We start from the raw sequence: 17,775 nt of genomic DNA, 5'->3' as shown, positions 1-17,775 counted from the left end.
TTCGCGGACGACACCGCCACGGACGACATCGCGCCCCGAGCGCAGGAGCGTTCGGGCGCGAGGCGAGCAGCGCGGGAGCGACTACTTCTTCTTGAGCGACTTCTCCGACACGGGCGCCTCACCCGACGCGGCGAGCGTGGCATAGTAGGCGCGCGCCTCGTCCTGACGGGCGCGCTCGGCACCCGAGGCGATGGGCGCGCGGACGTGCTCGGGGGCGAAGCCGTAGGCATCCACGAGGTCCTGCGCGTGCGGGCGCAGACGCAGCGCGAGCCGGTCGATGTAGCGCGAGACCGACGCCGCGCGCTGCGTCGACAGGCGGCCGTTGATCAGATACCAGGCGAGGTGCTTCTCGATCAGGTGCATGCCGAACAGGTCGCGCAGCCACGTGAGCACCTGTGCGGTGTCGGCATCCGTCTCGGCGATGCGGTTCACGCCGTCACTGAACGCCTCCCACTGCAACAGCTCGCCGTGCGCGCGCGCCGCCTCGATCAACTCAGCCTGGTTGGCATTGAAGATCGCGGCAGCTTCGGCCGGCGACGCCTTCGAAGCGGGCCGCAGGCGCGTCGCGATGTCGGCGACCATCTGCTCGACGCGTCCCGCGAGCAGCTCGTGCTGCTGTTCGGCGCGCAGGCCGAGCTCGACCGAGCGGGCCGTGGAGCCGAAGTCGGTGACGGCCTGGCCGAGCCGGCGGAGCCCCGCGCCGTGGAACACCCTGCCCGCAGTCTGCTTCGCGGCGAAGGATGCCAACTTGGCGGCATCCGCCCCCTTGAACTGCTTCGCGAAGTCGGCCAGCAGGCGCTTGCCGACCAGCTGCAGCAGGATGTTGTTGTCGCCTTCGAAGGTGACGTAGACGTCGAGGTCCTGGTGCAGGCCGACGAAACGGTTCTCGGCGATGAAGCCCGATCCGCCGCACGCCTCGCGTGCCTCTTGGATGGTCGACAGCGCGTTCCACGTGCTCAGCGGCTTCAGCGCGGCGGCCAGGGTCTCAAGATCCTCGCGCTCTTCGGGGGTGTCGGTGCGACCCGAGAACACTCCGTCGAACTTGCGCAGCAGCTCGTCGTTGGAGAAGAACTGTGCGTAGTTCTGCGCGAGCAGGGGCAGCAGGCGGCGCTGGTGCTTGCCGTAGTCGAGCAGCACCACCTCGTCGGTACCGGCGCCCGAGTCGAACTGACGACGCTGGTTGGCATACGTCAGCGCGATGTACAGCGCGAGGGCCGTGGCCTCGGTCGCGGCACCGTCGAGCGACACGCGGCCCTGCACGAGCGCGCCGAGCATCGTGAAGAAGCGGCGGCCGGGGCTGGCGATGTCGCTCGTATACGTGCCGTCGGAGGCCACCTGGCCATAGCGGTCGAGCAGGTTGAACCGCGGGATGCGCACGTGGTCGAAGGCGAGCCGGCCGTTGTCGATGCCGTTCAGGCCGCCCTTGACGCCGTCATCCTCGCTCGTGACCCCGGGCAGCATGCCGCCCTCGTCGTCGCGGAGCGGCACGAAGAAGCAGTGCACTCCGTAGTTCACGCCGCCCGTGATCAGCTGAGCGAACACCGTCGCCGCCTTGCCGTGCAGCGCCGCGTTGCCGAGGTACTCCTTCGTCGCCGCGCGGAACGGCGTATGGATGACGAACTCCTCGGTGTCGGGGTCGTACGTCGCGGTCGTGCCGATTGCGGCGACATCCGAGCCGTGCCCGATCTCGGTCATGCCGAAGGCGCCCGGGATCGTCAGGTCGATGACTCCGCGCAACCACTCGTCGTGGTGCTTCCTCGTGCCGAGCTGGAAGATGGCCGAGCCGAACAGGCCCCACTGCACGCCCGACTTGATCTGCAGGCTCGGGTCGGCGAGCACGAGCTCCATGAAACCGGCGAGGTTCGCGCCGTTGTCGTTCAGGCCGCCGTACTCCTCGGGGAACGCGCGGCGCGAGCCGCCGTGCTCGACGAGCAGGTGAAGCTGGTTGAGCACGCGCTCGCGGTGCTCGGGCATCGGCTGCCCGTCGATGCGCCAGAACGCGGGATCCTTGATCATCTCGCGCGCTTCGCGCCGCGTCTGCGACCAGGTGCCGAGCAGCAGATCGGTGACCGCGTCGACGTCGATCCGCGGCTCGTGCGCCTCTTCGGCGGTGTGCGCGGCCGCGGGCGCACCGCCGGCGGGAGTGTGCTTATTCGTGGCGGGCTTCTTCGAGCGGACAGCGGCGTCGGTCATCGGCGTACCTTTCACAGGTGGGCAGAGGAGATCACTCCCGACGGTAGGTCGACCACAACCCCGCCGCAATTGACCTGCTCATGACCTACAAACAACTGCACACGTGTGTGCAAGCTGCGTTGTATGACACCCACACCCATTCGGAGTGAGACCCAGTGTCACCATCAGTGTCGCGGGCGGATGCAGCCACGACGTGGATTGCCCTCAGCCCGGGGGCGCGACCGGGAAGCGCCGTGCGGTGGCGTTCTCGATGCCGAGCAGGCAGAGCGCGACAGCGATCGGCCCGTATGTGAGGAGGTCGACGGGCGTGAGCGATTCGCCGAGGATGGTGATCGAGACCACTGCGAGGAGCACGGGTTCGACATAGGTGAGGAGTCCGAAAAGCCCGAAAGGCAGGAGTTCGCTGGCGCGGAGATACAGCAGGAGGGCGGCGGCGCTCACTAGGATGACACCGATCGCGGCGGCCGCGACTGCTGCGACCCGCAGCCTTGGGAGGTGCTCGCGGTGGATGACGCGGCCGACGACGACCATGATCAAGGGCAGCAGGAGATAGCCGAGTGCGACGTCCAGCCCGTGTCCGGACACGGGCGCCCACGCGAAGATCCATAGCTGGACGCCGAGCAGAAGACCGTTGCAGGTGAGGACCAGCGCGAGGATCGGCCGTCGATGCACGCGCTGCAGCATCTGGCGGAGCTCGGTGCCGCGATGCGATCACCCCCCTCTTTGCACGTCTTCTCCTTCAGGGCTGCGCACGACGGACGGGCTTCTCGGTAGCCGCCTCGACCATCCTGACCGATGCGATCCCCGAGGTGCAGTCGGGTGCGCAGGGAAGCAGGGCGCAGCCCGCCCGACCGTTCTATCCTCGGCTAACATTCGACCATGGCTGAACCCTCTGCGATCGTGTCTCCGACGCTCTCCGTGCAGCCCGACGTTCGCGTTCTCGGCGCCCGCGAACACAATCTGCAGGATGTCGACCTCGCGGTGCCGCGCGATGCGACGGTCGTGTTCACCGGAGTGTCCGGCTCGGGAAAGTCCTCGCTGGCGTTCGGGACGCTGTATGCCGAGTCCCAGCGACGCTATCTCGAATCGGTGGCACCGTACGCCCGCCGTCTGATCGATCAGGCGGGAGTGCCCGATGTCGACTCGATCACGGGGATGCCGCCTGCGGTCGCGCTGCAGCAGCAGCGCGGTGGTGGCAACGCCCGATCGACCGTGGGCAGCATCACCACGTTGTCGAGCTTGATACGGATGCTGTACTCCAGAGCCGGGGACTACCCGGACGGGCAGCCGATGTTGTATGCGGAGGACTTCTCCGCGAACACCGTCGAAGGGGCCTGCCCGGAATGCCACGGCATCGGGCGCGTGTACACGGTGAACGAGCAGCAGATGGTGCCGGACCCATCGCTCACCATCCGCGAACGCGCCATCGCTTCCTGGCCGACCGCGTGGCACGGCCACCAGCTGCGCGACGTGCTGGTTGCTCTCGGTTACGACGTCGATGTGCCGTGGCGGGACCTGCCCAAGAAGGACCGGGACTGGATCCTGTACACCGATGAGACCCCCTTCGTTCCGGTCCACTCCCGGCTCACCCTCTCTGAGTCCAAAGCTGCGATCAAAGCAGGAGTCGAGCCGAGCTACTCGGGGACGTTCGTCGGGGCTCGTCGGTACATTCTGGACACATTCGCGAACACGAAGAGCGCATCGATGAAGCGCCGCGTCGCGCAGTTCCTCACCGCCACCGTCTGCCCGGCCTGCAATGGCAAGCGGCTGAAGCCCGAGGCGCTGTCCGTCACGTTCGAAGGGCGGGACATCGCCGAGCTGTCCCAACTGCCGCTTCGGGAACTTGCCACGATCCTCTCGGGAGTCGTAACTCGCGACGAGGAGCACGAGGCCGCTTCTCCAGAGAAGCGTGCCGCGGCGGTCCAGCTCGCCTCGGGCGTGCTGCAGCGGCTTCGTCCACTGGTGGATCTGGGGCTGGGCTACCTGTCGTTGAGCCGGACGACGCCGACGCTGTCGGGCGGCGAGCTCCAGCGGCTCCGGCTGGCGACGCAACTCAGCTCTGATCTTTTCGGGGTGGTCTACGTCCTCGACGAACCGTCGGCGGGCCTGCACCCGCAGGACGTGGCAGCGCTCCTCGGGATCCTGGACGGGCTCAAGGAGCGAGGGAACAGCCTGTTCATCGTCGAACACTCCGTGGCTGTGATGCGGCACGCGGACTGGCTCGTCGACATCGGCCCCGGGGCGGGCGAACACGGCGGCCGAGTGCTCTACAGCGGCCCGCCCGACGGGCTCGTCGAGGTCGAGGAGTCGGTGACACGCGGATACCTCTTCGGCGGACGCGGCCTCCCTCTTCGCACACCCCGTGAGGCACGCAGTTGGCTACGCCTGGAGAACGTGACGCGGAACAACCTGCACGACGTCACGGTGGATATCCCCTTGGGTGTCTTCACCGCGGTCACGGGCGTGTCCGGGTCCGGCAAGTCGAGTCTGGTCAGTCAAGCGCTTCCGTCGCTGCTCGGCGATCGCCTCGGCCGAGCCGTCCCGGCCGATGACGAGCCGGTCAGCGACGAGTCACTCCTCGCGGATGCCCCTGAACGTCTTGATGGACGCATTGCCGGGCCCGTCACCGACGTACGCCGGCTGATCGTCATCGACCAGCGGCCCATCGGCCGGACGCCGCGGTCCAACGTCGCCACCTATACCGGGCTGTTCGACCATGTCCGCCGTCGATTTGCAGATACCCCGGAAGCTCGTTCGCGCGGGTACAAGCCTGGCCGGTTCTCCTTCAATGTCGCCGGCGGCCGCTGCCCGACCTGCGAGGGGGAGGGATGGGTGATGGTCGAGCTCCTCTTCCTGCCTTCCGTGTACACCGAATGCCCCGACTGTCATGGCACGCGATACAAGGCCTCGACGCTCGAGATCACGTGGAGGGGACGCACCATCGCAGACGTACTGTCGATGAGCGTCGAGGAAGCGAACCTCTTCTTCGCGGGCGATGAGGAGATCACCCGATCGCTGACCGCTTTGTCGGATGTCGGACTCGATTACCTCCGGCTGGGTCAACCGGCGACCGAACTCTCCGGAGGTGAGGCGCAACGCGTCAAGCTCGCGACCGAGTTGCAGAGTGCCCAGCGCGGAGACACGCTGTACGTCTTGGACGAGCCGACGTCGGGCCTCCACTGCGCCGACACGGATCGTCTGGTCGCGCATCTGCAGACGCTCGTCGATGCCGGCAACACGGTCGTCGCCGCGGAGCTGGACATGCGTGTCATCGCGGTGGCCGACCACGTGATCGATCTGGGACCCGGCGCGGGCGACGCCGGCGGGACCGTGGTTGCAGCCGGCACGCCCGCGCACGTCGCCAACGAGGGCGTCGGCGCTTCCGCGCGATACCTCGCCGACGCATTGCAGGCAGCCACAGGCGGCTCCTCATCGTGACGGCATGACCTGACCATCACGCAGGTGAACGCAATCACCGGTACCCCACCCGCGTTGACGACGCCAACAAAGGTGAGGTACCGGTGATGCTCGACGAGATCGTGGTCTCAGGCGGGGAGCTTGGAGGCCAGGACGTCCAGCTTCTCGATCGTGGGCGCGGAGAACAGCTTGCCGGTCTGCTCACCGAGAGCGGCAGCAACTGCTCCCGACAGGTGCGCGTCGCGGCCGGCGTCATCGGGGAACACGTCGAAAATCCCGAATGAGGACGGGCCGAGACGGATCGCGAACCACGCCGTGGTGGCCGGTTCTTCCTCGACGAGCCCGCGCCCGACGTTGAGGAATTCCTGGACCTCGTCCTCCTTGCCGGGCAGAGCCTCCACCCGCACCAGCAGTCCCTTCGTCACGCTCATGACGTCACCTCTTCCTCGGTCGAGTTGCTTGCGAATCTGGACACGATCGTACTGCAGAACACAGGCAGGTCGTCGGGCGAACGACTGGTGATCAGGTTCCCGTCCACCACGACATCCTGGTCGACGACGTCCGCGCCGGCGTTGCGCAGGTCCGTGCGGATGCTCGGGAAGGACGTCAAGGTGCGACCTTCCACCACGCCGGCCTCGATCAATGTCCACGGTCCGTGGCAGATCGCCGCCACGGGCTTGCCGCTTTCGACGAACTGGCGGACGAACGAGACGGCGTCGGGGTCAACCCGAAGTTGGTCGGGGTTCACCGTTCCGCCCGGGAGAAGCAGAGCGTCATAGTCGGTCGCCGAGGCGTCCGCGACCAACCCGTCAACGGTGAACGTGCCTGCTGCATCCAGATCGTTCTCCCGGGCCTGAATCTCACCGCCATGGATCGACAGAACCTCGGTCTGTGCACCAGCCTGCTCCAGTGCCTCGCGGGGCTTCTCGAGCTCGACTCGCTCGACCCCGTCGGTGGCGAGGATGGCGACTCTCCTGCCCTGCAGCGTCTCGGCCATATCAGCTCACCTTCTTCTCGGTCGACATGCCGGGCTTGATGAGGACCTTGGTCCACCCCTTTGACCGGGCGTCGAAGTTCTTGTAGGCATCGGCGGCCTGGTCCAGCGATATCTCGTGGGAGACGATCCACGAAGGGGTCGCCTTGCCGGCCGCGATCAAGTCCCGCAGCTGGCGGTTGTACCGCTTGACCGGGCACTGACCACTTCCCATGGTCTGGCCCTTGAACCAATGCGTGCCGAAGTCGATGACCACCTTTCCCTGCTTGGCGAGATCGTCCTTACCTCCAGGATCCTGGGGGACGAACATGCCGACGGTGCCGATGCCTCCGGTGAAGCGGACCGAGTTGATCAGCATGTTCAGGGTGATGGCCGGGTCCTCGTTGCCTTGGGGATCGTGGGCCTGGTAGCCCACGCATTCGCAGCCGCGGTCAGCTCCGAGCCCCATCGTTTCGTCGAGAACGGCTTGCACGGGGTCGACCTTGGAGTCATCGATGGCGATCGCGCCGATCTGCTCGGCCAGCGCGAGCCGGTCCGGGTGGCGATCGACCACCATCACTTTCGCGGCGCCCTTGATCGTCGCGGACAGGGCGGCCATCAGCCCGACCGGACCCGCCCCGGCGATCACGACGCTGTCTCCGGGGATCACGCCGGCCATCTCTGTGGCGTGGTAGCCGGTGGGGAAGATGTCGGAGAGCATGACGTAGTCGTTCTCCCTCTCCTCGGCATCCTCTCCCAGGCGCAGCGCGTTGTGGTCACCGAAAGGGACGCGCAGCAGTTCCGCTTGGCCACCGCCGTAGGGACCCATGTCGGCGAACCCATACGCTGCACCGGCGAGTGATGGTTCGGGTTGCGTGGTGAGACAGTAGTTGGTCAGGCCGCGTTCGCAGTTCTTACAGAATCCGCACGAGATGTTGAACGGCAGCACAACCCGATCGCCGACCTTGACCTTCTCCACGCCGCTGCCGACCTCGACGACCTCTCCCATGTTCTCGTGACCGAGCGTCCGGCCCACCTCGAAGGAGGTACGCCCCTCGTACATGTGGAGGTCCGAGCCGCAGATGTTCGTCGTCGTTATCCTGACCAGCACATCCGTGGGCCGCTCGATCTTCGCGTCCGGGACGTCCTTCGTGCTGACCTGACGGGGCCCCTCGTACACCACTGCTTTCATGACCGCTCCGATCTCATGATGTTGCTCGATGTCCTTCTGGCAGGGCCTCTACAACGTCGGCCCCGCGAGAGACAGCAAACGCTCCCAGGAACCACGCGTCAAAGGGGTTGCCTGGGGCCCCGAAGCGAGGTAGAGCACCCGTGACGCGAACGTAGCGGAGGGCGACCCGGCACCGCGGGGATGACCGCGATGAGGGCGTGCGGATGCCCCGGCCTCACGCCCCGGCGATGACCGCGAGGACGGCCTCACCGTAGGCTTCGCGCTTCTTCGCGCCGATGCCGGTGATGCCTTCGAGCGCTGCAACCGAGGCCGGGCGCTGATCGGCGAGGGCGCGGAGCGTGGCATCCCCGAACACGATGTACGCGGGAACCCCCTGCTCCTTCGCAACCGCCGCGCGCCACGCGCGCAGGGCCTCGAACAGGTCGCGATCGCCCTCAGCGACGGACTCGGTCGCCGCCGCCTTGCGCGCGCGAGACCCGCCGCCACCGCGGCCGAGCACGTCGCGGCGCAGCGGCACCGCCGCCTCGCCACGGAGCACGGCGGCACCCTCGTCGCCGATAGCGAGCACGCCGTATTCGCCGCGCGCCACGATGATGCCGCGGGCGAGCAGCTGCCGGATGACGCTGCGCCAGTCCTGATCGGTGAGGTCGGCGCCGAGTCCGTAGGTGGCGAGCTTGTCGTGTCCCTGCTGACGGATCCGCTCGGTCGACGCACCTCGCAGGATGTCGACGAGGTGCCCTGCACCGAACGCCTGGTTGCGCTCGCGCTGCAGGCGCACGATCGTCGACAGCAGCTTCTGCGCGGGGACGAGACCATCCCACGTGTCGGCGGGCTGCAGACAGGTGTCGCAGTTGCCGCACGGTTCGGATGCCTGGCCGAAGTACGCGAGCAGGTTCTGGCGGCGACACGAGACCGTCTCGCAGAGGGCGAGCATCGCATCGAGGTGCTGGCCGAGCCGCAGCTTGTAGGTGCGGTCACCCGGGGACTGGTCGATGAGGCGGCGCTGCTGCACGACATCACCGAGCCCATACGCCATCCATGCGACGGCGGGCTCGCCGTCGCGGCCGGCGCGACCGGTCTCCTGGTAGTAGCCCTCGACGGATTTCGGCAGGTCGATGTGCGCGACGAAGCGGACGTCGGGCTTGTCGATGCCCATGCCGAACGCGACCGTCGCGACCATGACGACGCCGTCCTCGCGCAGGAAGCGTCCCTGGTGGTGGGCGCGGACCACGGCATCCAACCCGGCGTGGTACGGCAGCGCGTCGATGCCCTGCGTGCGCAGGAACTCGGCGGTCTGCTCGACCGACTTGCGGCTGAGCGCGTAGACGATGCCCGCCGCCCCCTCGGGTTGCGACCGGATGAAGTCCAGCAGCTGGCGGCGCGGGTCGACCTTCGGCGCGATGCGGTACTGGATGTTGGGCCGGTCGAAGCTCGTGACGAAGTGCTTCGCCGCGCCGAGGTGGAGCCGCTCGGTGATCTCCTGATGTGTCGCACGCGTGGCCGTGGCGGTGAGCGCCATGCGCGGGACGCCGGGGAAGCGCTCGGCGAGGTCGCCGAGGGCGAGATAGTCGGGACGGAAGTCGTGACCCCACTGGCTGACGCAGTGGGCTTCGTCGATCGCGATGACGCTGAGCTGCCCGCGCTGCAGGAGCGCGGTCGTGGCGGCGCCGCTGAGGCGCTCGGGCGCGACGTAGAGCAGGTCGAGCTCACCTGCGAGGTAGGCCTGCTCGACGCTCGCGCGCTCGGCGGCCGATTGCGTCGAGTTGAGGTAGGCGGCGCCCACGCCGTTGGCGGTGAGCGCGTCGACCTGGTCGTGCATGAGGGCGATGAGCGGGCTGATCACCAGCCCCGTGCCGGGGCGGACGAGTGCCGGCACCTGGTAGGTGATCGACTTGCCGCCACCGGTCGGCATGAGCACCACGGCATCGCCGCCGCCGACCACCTGCGCGACGATCTCGGCCTGGTCACCGCGGAAGTCGTCGTAGCCGAAGACCTCCTTCAGCACCGCGCGCGGATCATCGCCCGTGTGGTCGCGCCCTTCGCGTGTGCGGGGCGCGGCAGGGGTGGGTGAGGCGTATGCCGTCGCGGCGGGGCCGGCGGATGCCGTGGCGCGCGCCAGGGCGCCGGCGTAGCCGTCGAACTCAGGCGGCGGCGGAGCGTCGTACTCATCGGGCGGTAGAAGCTCGTCGACGTCCCACGGCACGTCCGCGTACGGATCGGAGAAGGTCGAGTCGCTCACCACTCCAGGCTAACCGGCGCCTCCGACGTCGCCGCCACCGAACGCCCCGCCCGGTCAGGCCGGCACGGAAGCGGCACCCGCTCGCACCACCGACCGCGGTTAGATGTACTGACCCAGATCGTTGTTGACGTAGGAGAGACCTCCGGGGTCGAGTTGGAGCTGTCTAAGTTCTTCAGCTCAAACGCACGGAGGTCTCTCTTGTCTCACGCTAATGCCCGGCTGACTCCGGCCGGCCGGTTGATCATGGTTCAGCGCATCCAGTCGGGGCGTGCGGTCGCGCATGTTGCCGCGGAAATGGGGATCTCCCGCACGACCGCGTGGCGGTGGTGGCGCAGGTTCCGGGAGTGCGGCCCGGCGGGCCTGATCGATCGTTCCAGCGTCGCCCGCTCCCACCCTCGCCAGACCAAAGCGTGCGTGGAGGCGAGGGTGCGGATCATGCGGCACCTCACTCGGCGTGGGCCGGTGTTCATCGCTGACAAGCTCGGCTTGCAGGCCTCAACGGTCGGTAGGGTGTTGCGCCGCCACCACGTGCCGTTGCTGCGGGAGCTGGACCCGGTCACGGGGTCCGTGATCCGCGCGACCCGCCGATCCGCGCAGCGTTACGAGCATGATCATCCCGGGTCCCTGATCCACGTTGATGTGAAGAAACTCGGCCGTATCCCCGACGGCGGCGGATGGCGTCTGCATGGCCGCGGGCAACGTCCTGCGCGCAAGCGGGGCCTGGGTTACGACTACGTGCACACCGTCATCGACGACCATTCCCGAGTTGCTTACGCGGAGATCCACGACGACGAGAAAGGCACCACCGCGGCGGGCGTCCTCGACCGCGCGATCGCGTTCTACGCGCGCCTCGGCGTCACAGTCGAACGCGTCATCAGCGACAACGCGTTCGCTTACCGCCACTCGGCCGCGTTCAAGGCCGTGGTCGACGCGCACGGCATCCGACAGCGGTTCATCAAACCGCACTGCCCCTGGACCAACGGGAAAGTCGAACGCCTCAACCGCACCCTCGCCACCGAGTGGGCCTACGCCCGCCCCTGGAGCTCGAACGACGACCGAAAAGCAGGGTTGACGACCTGGCTCGACCACTACAACCTAGACAGGCACCACCTCGGCATCGGAGGCAAAACCCCCATCGACCGAATCAACAACGGTCGAGGTCAGTACAGTTAGAGCCGCACGACCTCGGTGACACGCACGATCGCGGCGCCCTCGTCGACGGATGCCTGCAGGTCGACCTCCGCGCGGATGCGCCAGTCGTGGTCGCCCGCCGGGTCGTCGATCGTCTGCTCGACGCGCCACACGCCGCGCTCGGCGGCGGCATCCGCCTCATCGATCGCGATCATGCGGGGCGAGCGCGCGGGCCCGCCGGTGAGGATCTCGTCGTGCTCGTCGTAGTAGCGGTCGAGGACGTCTGGCCAGTCGATATCGGGGTCGAGGGCGACGAGGGCGTCGTCGTCCTGGAGCGCGGCGAGCTGCACGCGGCGGAACAGTTCGTTGCGCACGAGCACCGTGAATGCGCGCCGATTGGTGAGGATCGACGGGGGTGCCGGCGGGACGACGGCCGCATCGTCTTCGGGCAGGTGCGCGGACGGGTCGATGAGCGCGGACCACTCGTCGACGAGGCTCGAGTCGACCTGACGCACGAGTTCGCCGAGCCACTCGATGATGTCCAGGAGGTCGTCGGTGCGGGCTTCGGCGGGAACGGTCTGGCGAATCGCACGGTAGGCGTCGGACAGGTAGCGCAGCACGAGTCCCTCACTGCGCTGCAGCTGGTAGAAGGAGACGAACTCGGCGAACGACATCGCACGCTCGAACATGTCGCGCACGACCGACTTGGGGCTCAGCTCGAAGTCACGCACCCAGGGCTGGCTCGACGCGAACACCTCGAACGATTGGGCGAGCAGGTCTGCAAGCGGCTTGGGCCAGGTGACCTCCTCGAGCAGCGCCATGCGCTCGTCGTACTCGATGCCGTCGCGCTTCATCGCGGCCACGGCCTCGCCGCGCGCCTTGTACTCCTGCTGCGACAGGATCGCGCGCGGGTCGTCGAGCGTCGACTCGATGATACTGACGACATCGAGCGCGTAGTGCCCCGTCCCGACCCCACTGCCGGCGACGTCGTCCTCCGGCGTGAGCAGCGAGATGGCGGCGAGAGCGAACGGCGACAGCGGCTGGTTGAGCGCGAAGTTGGGCTGCAGGTCAACGGTGAGGTGGATGCCCTCCCCCGTCGTGACGATGCCGGCGTCGACGAGCGTGCGGAAGATCGCGATCGCGCGGCGCGCGAGCTCGTACCTCCGCGCCCGCGGCTCGTGGTTGTCGAACACGAGCGAACGGACGTTCCCCAACACATCGCCGCCGCGGCCGATGACGTTGATGAGCATCGCGGCGGACAGCTTCAGCTGCGGCATGAGCGGCTCGGGCGCCGCGGCGATGAGTCGCTCGTACGACCCCTCACCCCAATTGACGACGCCCGTCGGCGCCTTCTTGCGGACGATCTTCTTGCGCTTGGCCGGGTCATCACCCGCCTTGGCGAGAGCGACGGCGTTGTCGATCTCCCACTCCGGCGCCATCACGACGACGTTGCCGTACGGGTCGTAGCCGGCCCGCCCCGCGCGCCCGGCGACCTGGTGGAACTCGCGCGCCGTCAGCTGGCGCATCTTCGTCCCGTCGTACTTCGACAGCGCCGTGATCACGACGGTGCGGATCGGCACGTTGATGCCGACGCCGAGCGTGTCGGTGCCGCAGATCACCTTCAGCAGCCCGCGCTGCGCGAGGGTCTCGACGAGCCGGCGGTAGCGCGGCAGCATCCCGGCATGGTGCACGCCGATGCCGGCCCGCACGAGGCGCGACAGCGTCGCGCCGAACCCCGTCGTGAACCGGAATCCGCCGATCGCCGCCGCGATCTCGTCGCGCTCCGCCCGAGTCGTGAGGGTCACCGATGCCAGGGCCTGCGCCCGCTCGAGAGCCGCCGCCTGCGCGAAGTGGACGATGTAGACGGGGACTTCCTGCTCGTCGACGAGCATCGTGAGCACTTCGTGCACGGGTCTCCGCTCGTACGAGAAGTGCAGCGGCACGGGTCGCTCGACGCCCGTCACCTGGGCGACGGCGCGTCCCGTCCGCCGCGCCAGATCGTCGGCGATGTCGGTGACATCGCCGAGCGTCGCCGACATCAGCAGGAACTGCGCGCGCGGCAGAAGTAGCAGTGGCACCTGCCACGCCCACCCTCGGTCGGGGTCGCCGTAGAAGTGGAACTCGTCCATGACGACCTGGTCGACTGTGGCGTCCGCCCCCTGCCGCAGCGCGATGTTGGCGAGGATCTCGGCCGTGCAGCAGACGATCGGCGCGTCGGGATTGACCGACGAGTCGCCCGTCACCATGCCGACGTTCTCGGCGCCGAAGATCTCCACAAGCGCGAAGAACTTCTCGCTCACGAGCGCCTTGATGGGCGCCGTGTAGTACGAGCGGCCACCTCCGGCAAGGCTCGCGGCGTGCGCCGCGATCGCGACGAGCGACTTGCCGGTTCCGGTCGGGGTCGACAGGATCACGTTCGCCCCCGAGACGAGTTCGATCACCGCCTCGTCCTGGGCCGGGTACAGCGTCAGCCCGCGACCGGCCGCCCAGGTGACGAAACCGTCATACGCGGCATCCGCCGATGCTCCCGGCGGCACGGCCTGGGTCAGGAGGATCGACGAACTCATCCCTCGAGTCTGCCAGGCGGATGCCCCGGCCCGGCCGCCGGCGCCGGGGTTGCGCTGCCTGGGGCGACGGCGCGGGTCGGGCCGGCGACCGAACGAGGCCCGGTATCGCCGACGCCCGCCCTACCCGCGCTCCGGCACGTGCAGCCGCGCGAGGTAGCGATCGGTGCGCGCCGGCGGACCCGTGCGGTCGGTGAGCGAGACGACGACCGTGACGACCGTGGCGAGCGGGATCGTCCATGCCGCCGGCTCGGCGAGGTAGGGCGCCGCGAGCCCCACGCCGCCGACGGCGGTGTAGACGAGGAGCGACAGCGCGCACGCCCCGCCGCCGACGACCATCCCGGCGACCGCTCCGCGCGCGGTGAGGCGCCGCCACCACACTCCGAGCAGCACGATGGGCGAGAGGCAGGATGCCGCGAAGACGAACACCGCCCCGACGCTCGACCCGAGCCCGGCGGGCGCGGTGACGAGCGCGATGACGAGCGGCACCGCGGTGCACAGGAGCGCCGAGACGCGGAAGGAGCGCACGGTTCCCCCGAACACGTCTTGGCTGACGACGCCCGCGAGCGCCACGACGAGGCCGGCCGAGGTCGCGAGGAACGCCGCGAACGCCCCCGCGACGATGAGGGCGGTGAGCAGCTCGCCGACGAGCCCCGGGAAGATCCGCGAGGGCAGCACGAGCACGACGGTGTCGGCGGCCCCGGGGTGCGCGAGGTCGGGCGCCGCGATGCGGGAGAGGAGGCCCATCGCGCTCGAGACGGCGTAGAACGCGCTGACCATGACCACGACGAGCACGGTGGTCTGCCGCGCCGACGCGCCGTCGGGGCTCGTGTAGAAGCGGACGAGCACGTGCGGCAGCCCCATCGTGCCGAGGAGGAGCGCGAGCAGGAGCGACCCGGTCGCATAGGCGTCGATGCCGCTCGGGCCGGCTTCGGCGGGGAACGCCACGGCGGGTTCGATCTCGGTCGGCGCGCCGCGCAGCGCGAACACGATCGCGACGACCGGCACCAGGAGCGCCGTGAGCTTCAGCCAGTACTGGAAGCCCTGCACGAAGGTGATCGAGCGCATCCCGCCCGCGGCGACGAGCGCCGCGACGAGCACGGCCACCACGACTCCGCCCACCCAGGGCGGCACGTCGGCGACGACGTCGAGCGTGATGCCCGCTCCGTGCAGCTGCGGCACGATGTACAGCCATCCGATGATGAGCACCGCGACGCTCGTGACGCGGCGCGCGAGCGGCGACTCGAGCCGCGCCTCGATGAAGTCGGGGATCGTGTACGCGCCGCTCCGGCGCAGCGGCGCGGCGACGAACACGAGCACGAGCAGGTACCCCGCGGCGTACCCGATCGGGAACCAGAACCCGCGCACCCCGTCGAGCAGCACGAGGCCGGAGAGCCCCAGGAACGTGCCCGCGGACAGGTACTCGCCGCTGATCGCCGACGCGTTCCACACGGGGCGGACGGTGCGGGATGCCACGAAGAAGTCGCTCGTCGTACGCGAGACGCGCAGGCCGTACGCCCCGATGAGCACCGTCGCGACGATCACCATCACGACCGCGAGGAGGTCGAGCGCGGCGTTCACTCGCGCTCCCGGAGCGCGAGGTAGCGGCGCTCGTTGCGCGCGGCGGCGCGCGTGTACAGCACCGCGAACAGCACGATCACGGGATAGAACGCGAAGGCGTGCAGCAGCCACGACAGCGGCACTCCCCCGACCGAGACGACGCCGAGCTCCGGGATGAGGACGATCGCGACGGTGACGGCGACCATCACGACGACGAAGCCCGCGACGGTGCCGAGGGCGAGGCGCAGCTGCGTGCGGCGGAGCGCCGTGGCATACACCGCGTCGACCTCGTCGAAGCCCGCACCGGCCCCGCCCGGAACGCGGAGCGCGCCGGTGCCCGGCTGCGAGCCGCGAGGGGCGCCGCGAGCGCGCGCCGGGCGGTCGCCGCGGACGTCCGCCGACACCCGCACCCGGCGCGGGGCGTCGCTCACCGGCCGGCCTCGCGGGCGCGGACGAGGCTCTCCCGAACGGCGGGCAGCATCCGCCGGCTGACCGGGATCGACAGCGGCGGGGCGTCCGCGACGACCACGACCGGCTCTCCGCCGGTGAGGCGCGCCTCGGTGATCGCGGCGATCCGCACGAGATAGGAGCGGTGTACGCGCACGAACCCGTGCGGCGACCACCGCTCGTCGAGCTCGGAGATGGGCAGGCGCACGAGGTGCGCGCCGTCGTCGGTGTGCAGGCGGGAGTAGTCGCCCTCGGCGTGCACCCACTGCACGTCGCGCCGCCGGACGAACCGCACCGACGACCCGAGCGTGACCGGCACGACCTCGTCGTCGTCGGGTGCGGCGCTGCGCAGCTCGACGATCCGGTCGAGGGCGTCGCGCAGGCGCTGGGCCCGCACGGGCTTCAACAGGTAGTCGACGGCGCGCACCTCGAACGCGTCGACGGCGCGGCTGTCGTCGGCCGTGACGAAGACGACCGCGGGCGGCACCATGAGCCGGTGCATCGCGGCGACCAGGGCGATGCCGTCGAGGCCGGGCATGTGGATGTCGAGGAAGGCGGCGTCGACCGGTCGCACGCTCAGCCGGCGCAGCGCGTCGGCGCCCGACGACGCCGTGACGATCTCGCCCACGCGCGGATCGGCACGCAGCAGGTGCGCGAGCTCGGCCAGCGCCGGCGCCTCGTCATCCGCGGCCAGCACGTCGATCATGTGCGCACCCCGCCGGTGTGCAGGGCCAGGTCGTGCTGCGGCTGCGACTTGGGAACGCGCATCCGCACGAGCGTCCCCGCGCCGACGTTGGTCTCGACGACGAGCCCGCCCGCCGGACCGTAGAGCTGCCGCAGGCGCAGGTCGACATTGCGGATGCCGACGTGAGCGCCGTCGGCCTCGGTGTTGAGCAGGGTGCGCAGCGCCTCGGGGTCCATGCCGACACCGTCGTCTTCGACGAGGATCTCGGTGTGGGTCGCGTCGTCGCGGGCCTCGATGCGGATGCCGCCGCCGCGCTCGCCCGGCTCGAGGCCGTGCCGCACCGCATTCTCGACGATCGGCTGCACCGACAGGAACGGGATGACCGTCGCGAGCGTCTCGGGCGCGATGCGCAGCACCACCTGCAGCCGGTCGCCGAAGCGCGCCCGCTCGAGTTCGAGATACGAGTGGATGCTGCGGAGCTCCTCGGCGAGCGTCGTGAACTCGCCCTGCCGGCGGAAGGAGTAGCGCGTGAAGTCGGCGAACTCGAGCACGAGCTCCCGCGCGCGGGCCGGCTCGGTCGTGATGAACGAGGCGATCGCCGTCAACGCGTTGTAGATGAAGTGCGGCGAGATCTGCGCCCGCAGCGACCGCAGTTCCGCCTCGGCGAGCGCCGCGCGGGAGGCGTCGAGCTCGCCGAGGGCGAGCTGCGCCGCGCACCAGTCGGCGACCTCTCCGACGGCGCGGACGAGCGCGGCGCGCATCGGGTCGGCGACCGCGACGAGCGCCCCCACCACCCGGCCATCGACGACGATCGGCGCGCCGACGATCCCCTTCCCCTCGCCGTCGGTGCCGCCGGTCACCTGCCGGCGCCCCGAGTCGGCGACTCGCGCCGCGAGGCTCACCGCGGCATCCTGCACCGCGTCGCTCGTCTCGCCGTCGAGCGCGACGACGCGCCCCTCGTGCACGAGCGCGACCGTCGCCGAGCCGAGGAGGGAGCGCAGGTGCCGCGCCGCGCGGTCGAGGTCGCCGCCGGCGAGCCCGCCCCGCAGGTGCGTCGCGGCGAGCCCGGCCTCGTGGAGCGCCCGGTAGGCGGCCTGCTCCGCGTCGCTGCCGAGGTCTCCCCCGCCCCTCGCCAGCCGCCGCGCGAGCACGAGCAGCACCGTGATGAGCGCGCCGCTGGCGGCGCCGAGCACGGCCGCCCAGGCGGTGGCTTCGGTCATGATCCGAGCTTACGCATCGGGCTCCGCGCCGGCCCGCCGTCGCGGGGCTGTCGCGGGGCCTGTCCCCGCGGCCGGCGCCGGGGTCATCGCCGGCCCGTGTCCACAACGTCGGAGAATCCGCCTCCCGCGCCCCGATGAGAGGCCCAAACCGGGT

General features: G+C 69.5%; 13 protein-coding genes. 2 read left to right on the top strand and 11 right to left on the bottom strand.

Going from position 1 to position 17,775, the window contains the following annotated elements; translation table 11 throughout:
• Positions 1-81 precede the first annotated feature (81 nt).
• Together FHX68_RS10080 and FHX68_RS10075 are read right to left on the bottom strand one after the other, a co-directional pair.
• Complete coding sequence (locus FHX68_RS10080; protein ID WP_141381536.1) at positions 82-2,193, bottom strand: acyl-CoA dehydrogenase family protein; 2,112 nt, start codon at positions 2,191-2,193, stop codon at positions 82-84.
• Positions 2,194-2,397: 204 nt separating this feature from the next.
• Positions 2,398-2,877 carry an EamA family transporter gene (locus FHX68_RS10075; protein WP_141381535.1) on the bottom strand — a complete coding sequence of 160 codons (480 nt, stop codon included), beginning with the start codon at positions 2,875-2,877 and terminating at the stop codon, positions 2,398-2,400.
• A 195-nt stretch (positions 2,878-3,072) separates the two neighbouring features.
• Between FHX68_RS10075 and FHX68_RS10070 the strand changes: the two genes are divergently transcribed.
• Positions 3,073-5,631, top strand: a complete 2,559-nt coding sequence (locus FHX68_RS10070) for an excinuclease ABC subunit UvrA (protein ID WP_141920196.1) — start codon at positions 3,073-3,075, stop codon at positions 5,629-5,631.
• Between the two features lie 107 nt (positions 5,632-5,738).
• Here the strand turns inward: FHX68_RS10070 and FHX68_RS10065 are convergent, their stop codons facing one another.
• From FHX68_RS10065 to recQ, 4 genes are all read right to left on the bottom strand, one after another.
• On the bottom strand, positions 5,739-6,041 hold the full coding sequence (locus FHX68_RS10065) for a putative quinol monooxygenase (protein ID WP_141381533.1): 303 nt from the start codon (positions 6,039-6,041) through the stop codon (positions 5,739-5,741).
• Positions 6,038-6,607: a type 1 glutamine amidotransferase domain-containing protein gene (locus tag FHX68_RS10060; protein ID WP_141381532.1), complete on the bottom strand. Its 570-nt coding sequence runs from the start codon at positions 6,605-6,607 to the stop codon at positions 6,038-6,040. The genes FHX68_RS10065 and FHX68_RS10060 overlap by 4 nt, the downstream gene beginning before the upstream one ends.
• 1 nt (position 6,608) lies before the next feature.
• On the bottom strand, positions 6,609-7,775 hold the full coding sequence (locus FHX68_RS10055) for a glutathione-independent formaldehyde dehydrogenase (RefSeq protein WP_141381531.1): 1,167 nt from the start codon (positions 7,773-7,775) through the stop codon (positions 6,609-6,611).
• Between the two features lie 214 nt (positions 7,776-7,989).
• Entirely contained in the window at positions 7,990-10,014 is a 2,025-nt protein-coding gene (gene recQ, locus FHX68_RS10050; RefSeq protein WP_141381530.1) for a DNA helicase RecQ, read from the bottom strand.
• A 198-nt stretch (positions 10,015-10,212) separates the two neighbouring features.
• Between recQ and FHX68_RS10045 the strand changes: the two genes are divergently transcribed.
• The gene (locus tag FHX68_RS10045) at positions 10,213-11,187 is read left to right on the top strand and encodes an IS481 family transposase (RefSeq protein WP_141920194.1); all 975 of its coding nucleotides are present in this window, start codon (positions 10,213-10,215) and stop codon (positions 11,185-11,187) included.
• Here the strand turns inward: FHX68_RS10045 and FHX68_RS10040 are convergent.
• From FHX68_RS10040 to FHX68_RS10020, 5 genes are all read right to left on the bottom strand, one after another.
• Positions 11,184-13,712, bottom strand: a complete 2,529-nt coding sequence (locus FHX68_RS10040) for a DEAD/DEAH box helicase (RefSeq protein WP_141381097.1) — start codon at positions 13,710-13,712, stop codon at positions 11,184-11,186. The genes FHX68_RS10045 and FHX68_RS10040 overlap by 4 nt on opposite strands.
• A 120-nt stretch (positions 13,713-13,832) precedes the next feature.
• Positions 13,833-15,290 carry a sodium/solute symporter gene (locus FHX68_RS10035; protein WP_141381098.1) on the bottom strand — a complete coding sequence of 486 codons (1,458 nt, stop codon included), beginning with the start codon at positions 15,288-15,290 and terminating at the stop codon, positions 13,833-13,835.
• Positions 15,287-15,700: a heavy metal transporter gene (locus FHX68_RS10030; RefSeq protein ID WP_141381099.1), complete on the bottom strand. Its 414-nt coding sequence runs from the start codon at positions 15,698-15,700 to the stop codon at positions 15,287-15,289. The genes FHX68_RS10035 and FHX68_RS10030 overlap by 4 nt, the downstream gene beginning before the upstream one ends.
• Complete coding sequence (locus tag FHX68_RS10025; RefSeq protein ID WP_141381100.1) at positions 15,697-16,422, bottom strand: LytR/AlgR family response regulator transcription factor; 726 nt, start codon at positions 16,420-16,422, stop codon at positions 15,697-15,699. Before FHX68_RS10025 ends, FHX68_RS10030 begins: the two co-directional genes overlap by 4 nt.
• A complete protein-coding gene (locus tag FHX68_RS10020; protein WP_141381101.1) occupies positions 16,419-17,621 on the bottom strand; it encodes a sensor histidine kinase in 1,203 nt (400 codons plus the stop codon). Before FHX68_RS10020 ends, FHX68_RS10025 begins: the two co-directional genes overlap by 4 nt.
• Positions 17,622-17,775 lie beyond the last annotated feature (154 nt).

The organism is Microbacterium lacticum (assembly GCF_006716815.1).
GTDB classification, from domain to species: domain Bacteria; phylum Actinomycetota; class Actinomycetes; order Actinomycetales; family Microbacteriaceae; genus Microbacterium; species Microbacterium lacticum.
The sequence above is the reverse complement of the archived record's forward strand: the minus strand, read 5'-3'. Positions and strand labels throughout refer to the sequence as shown.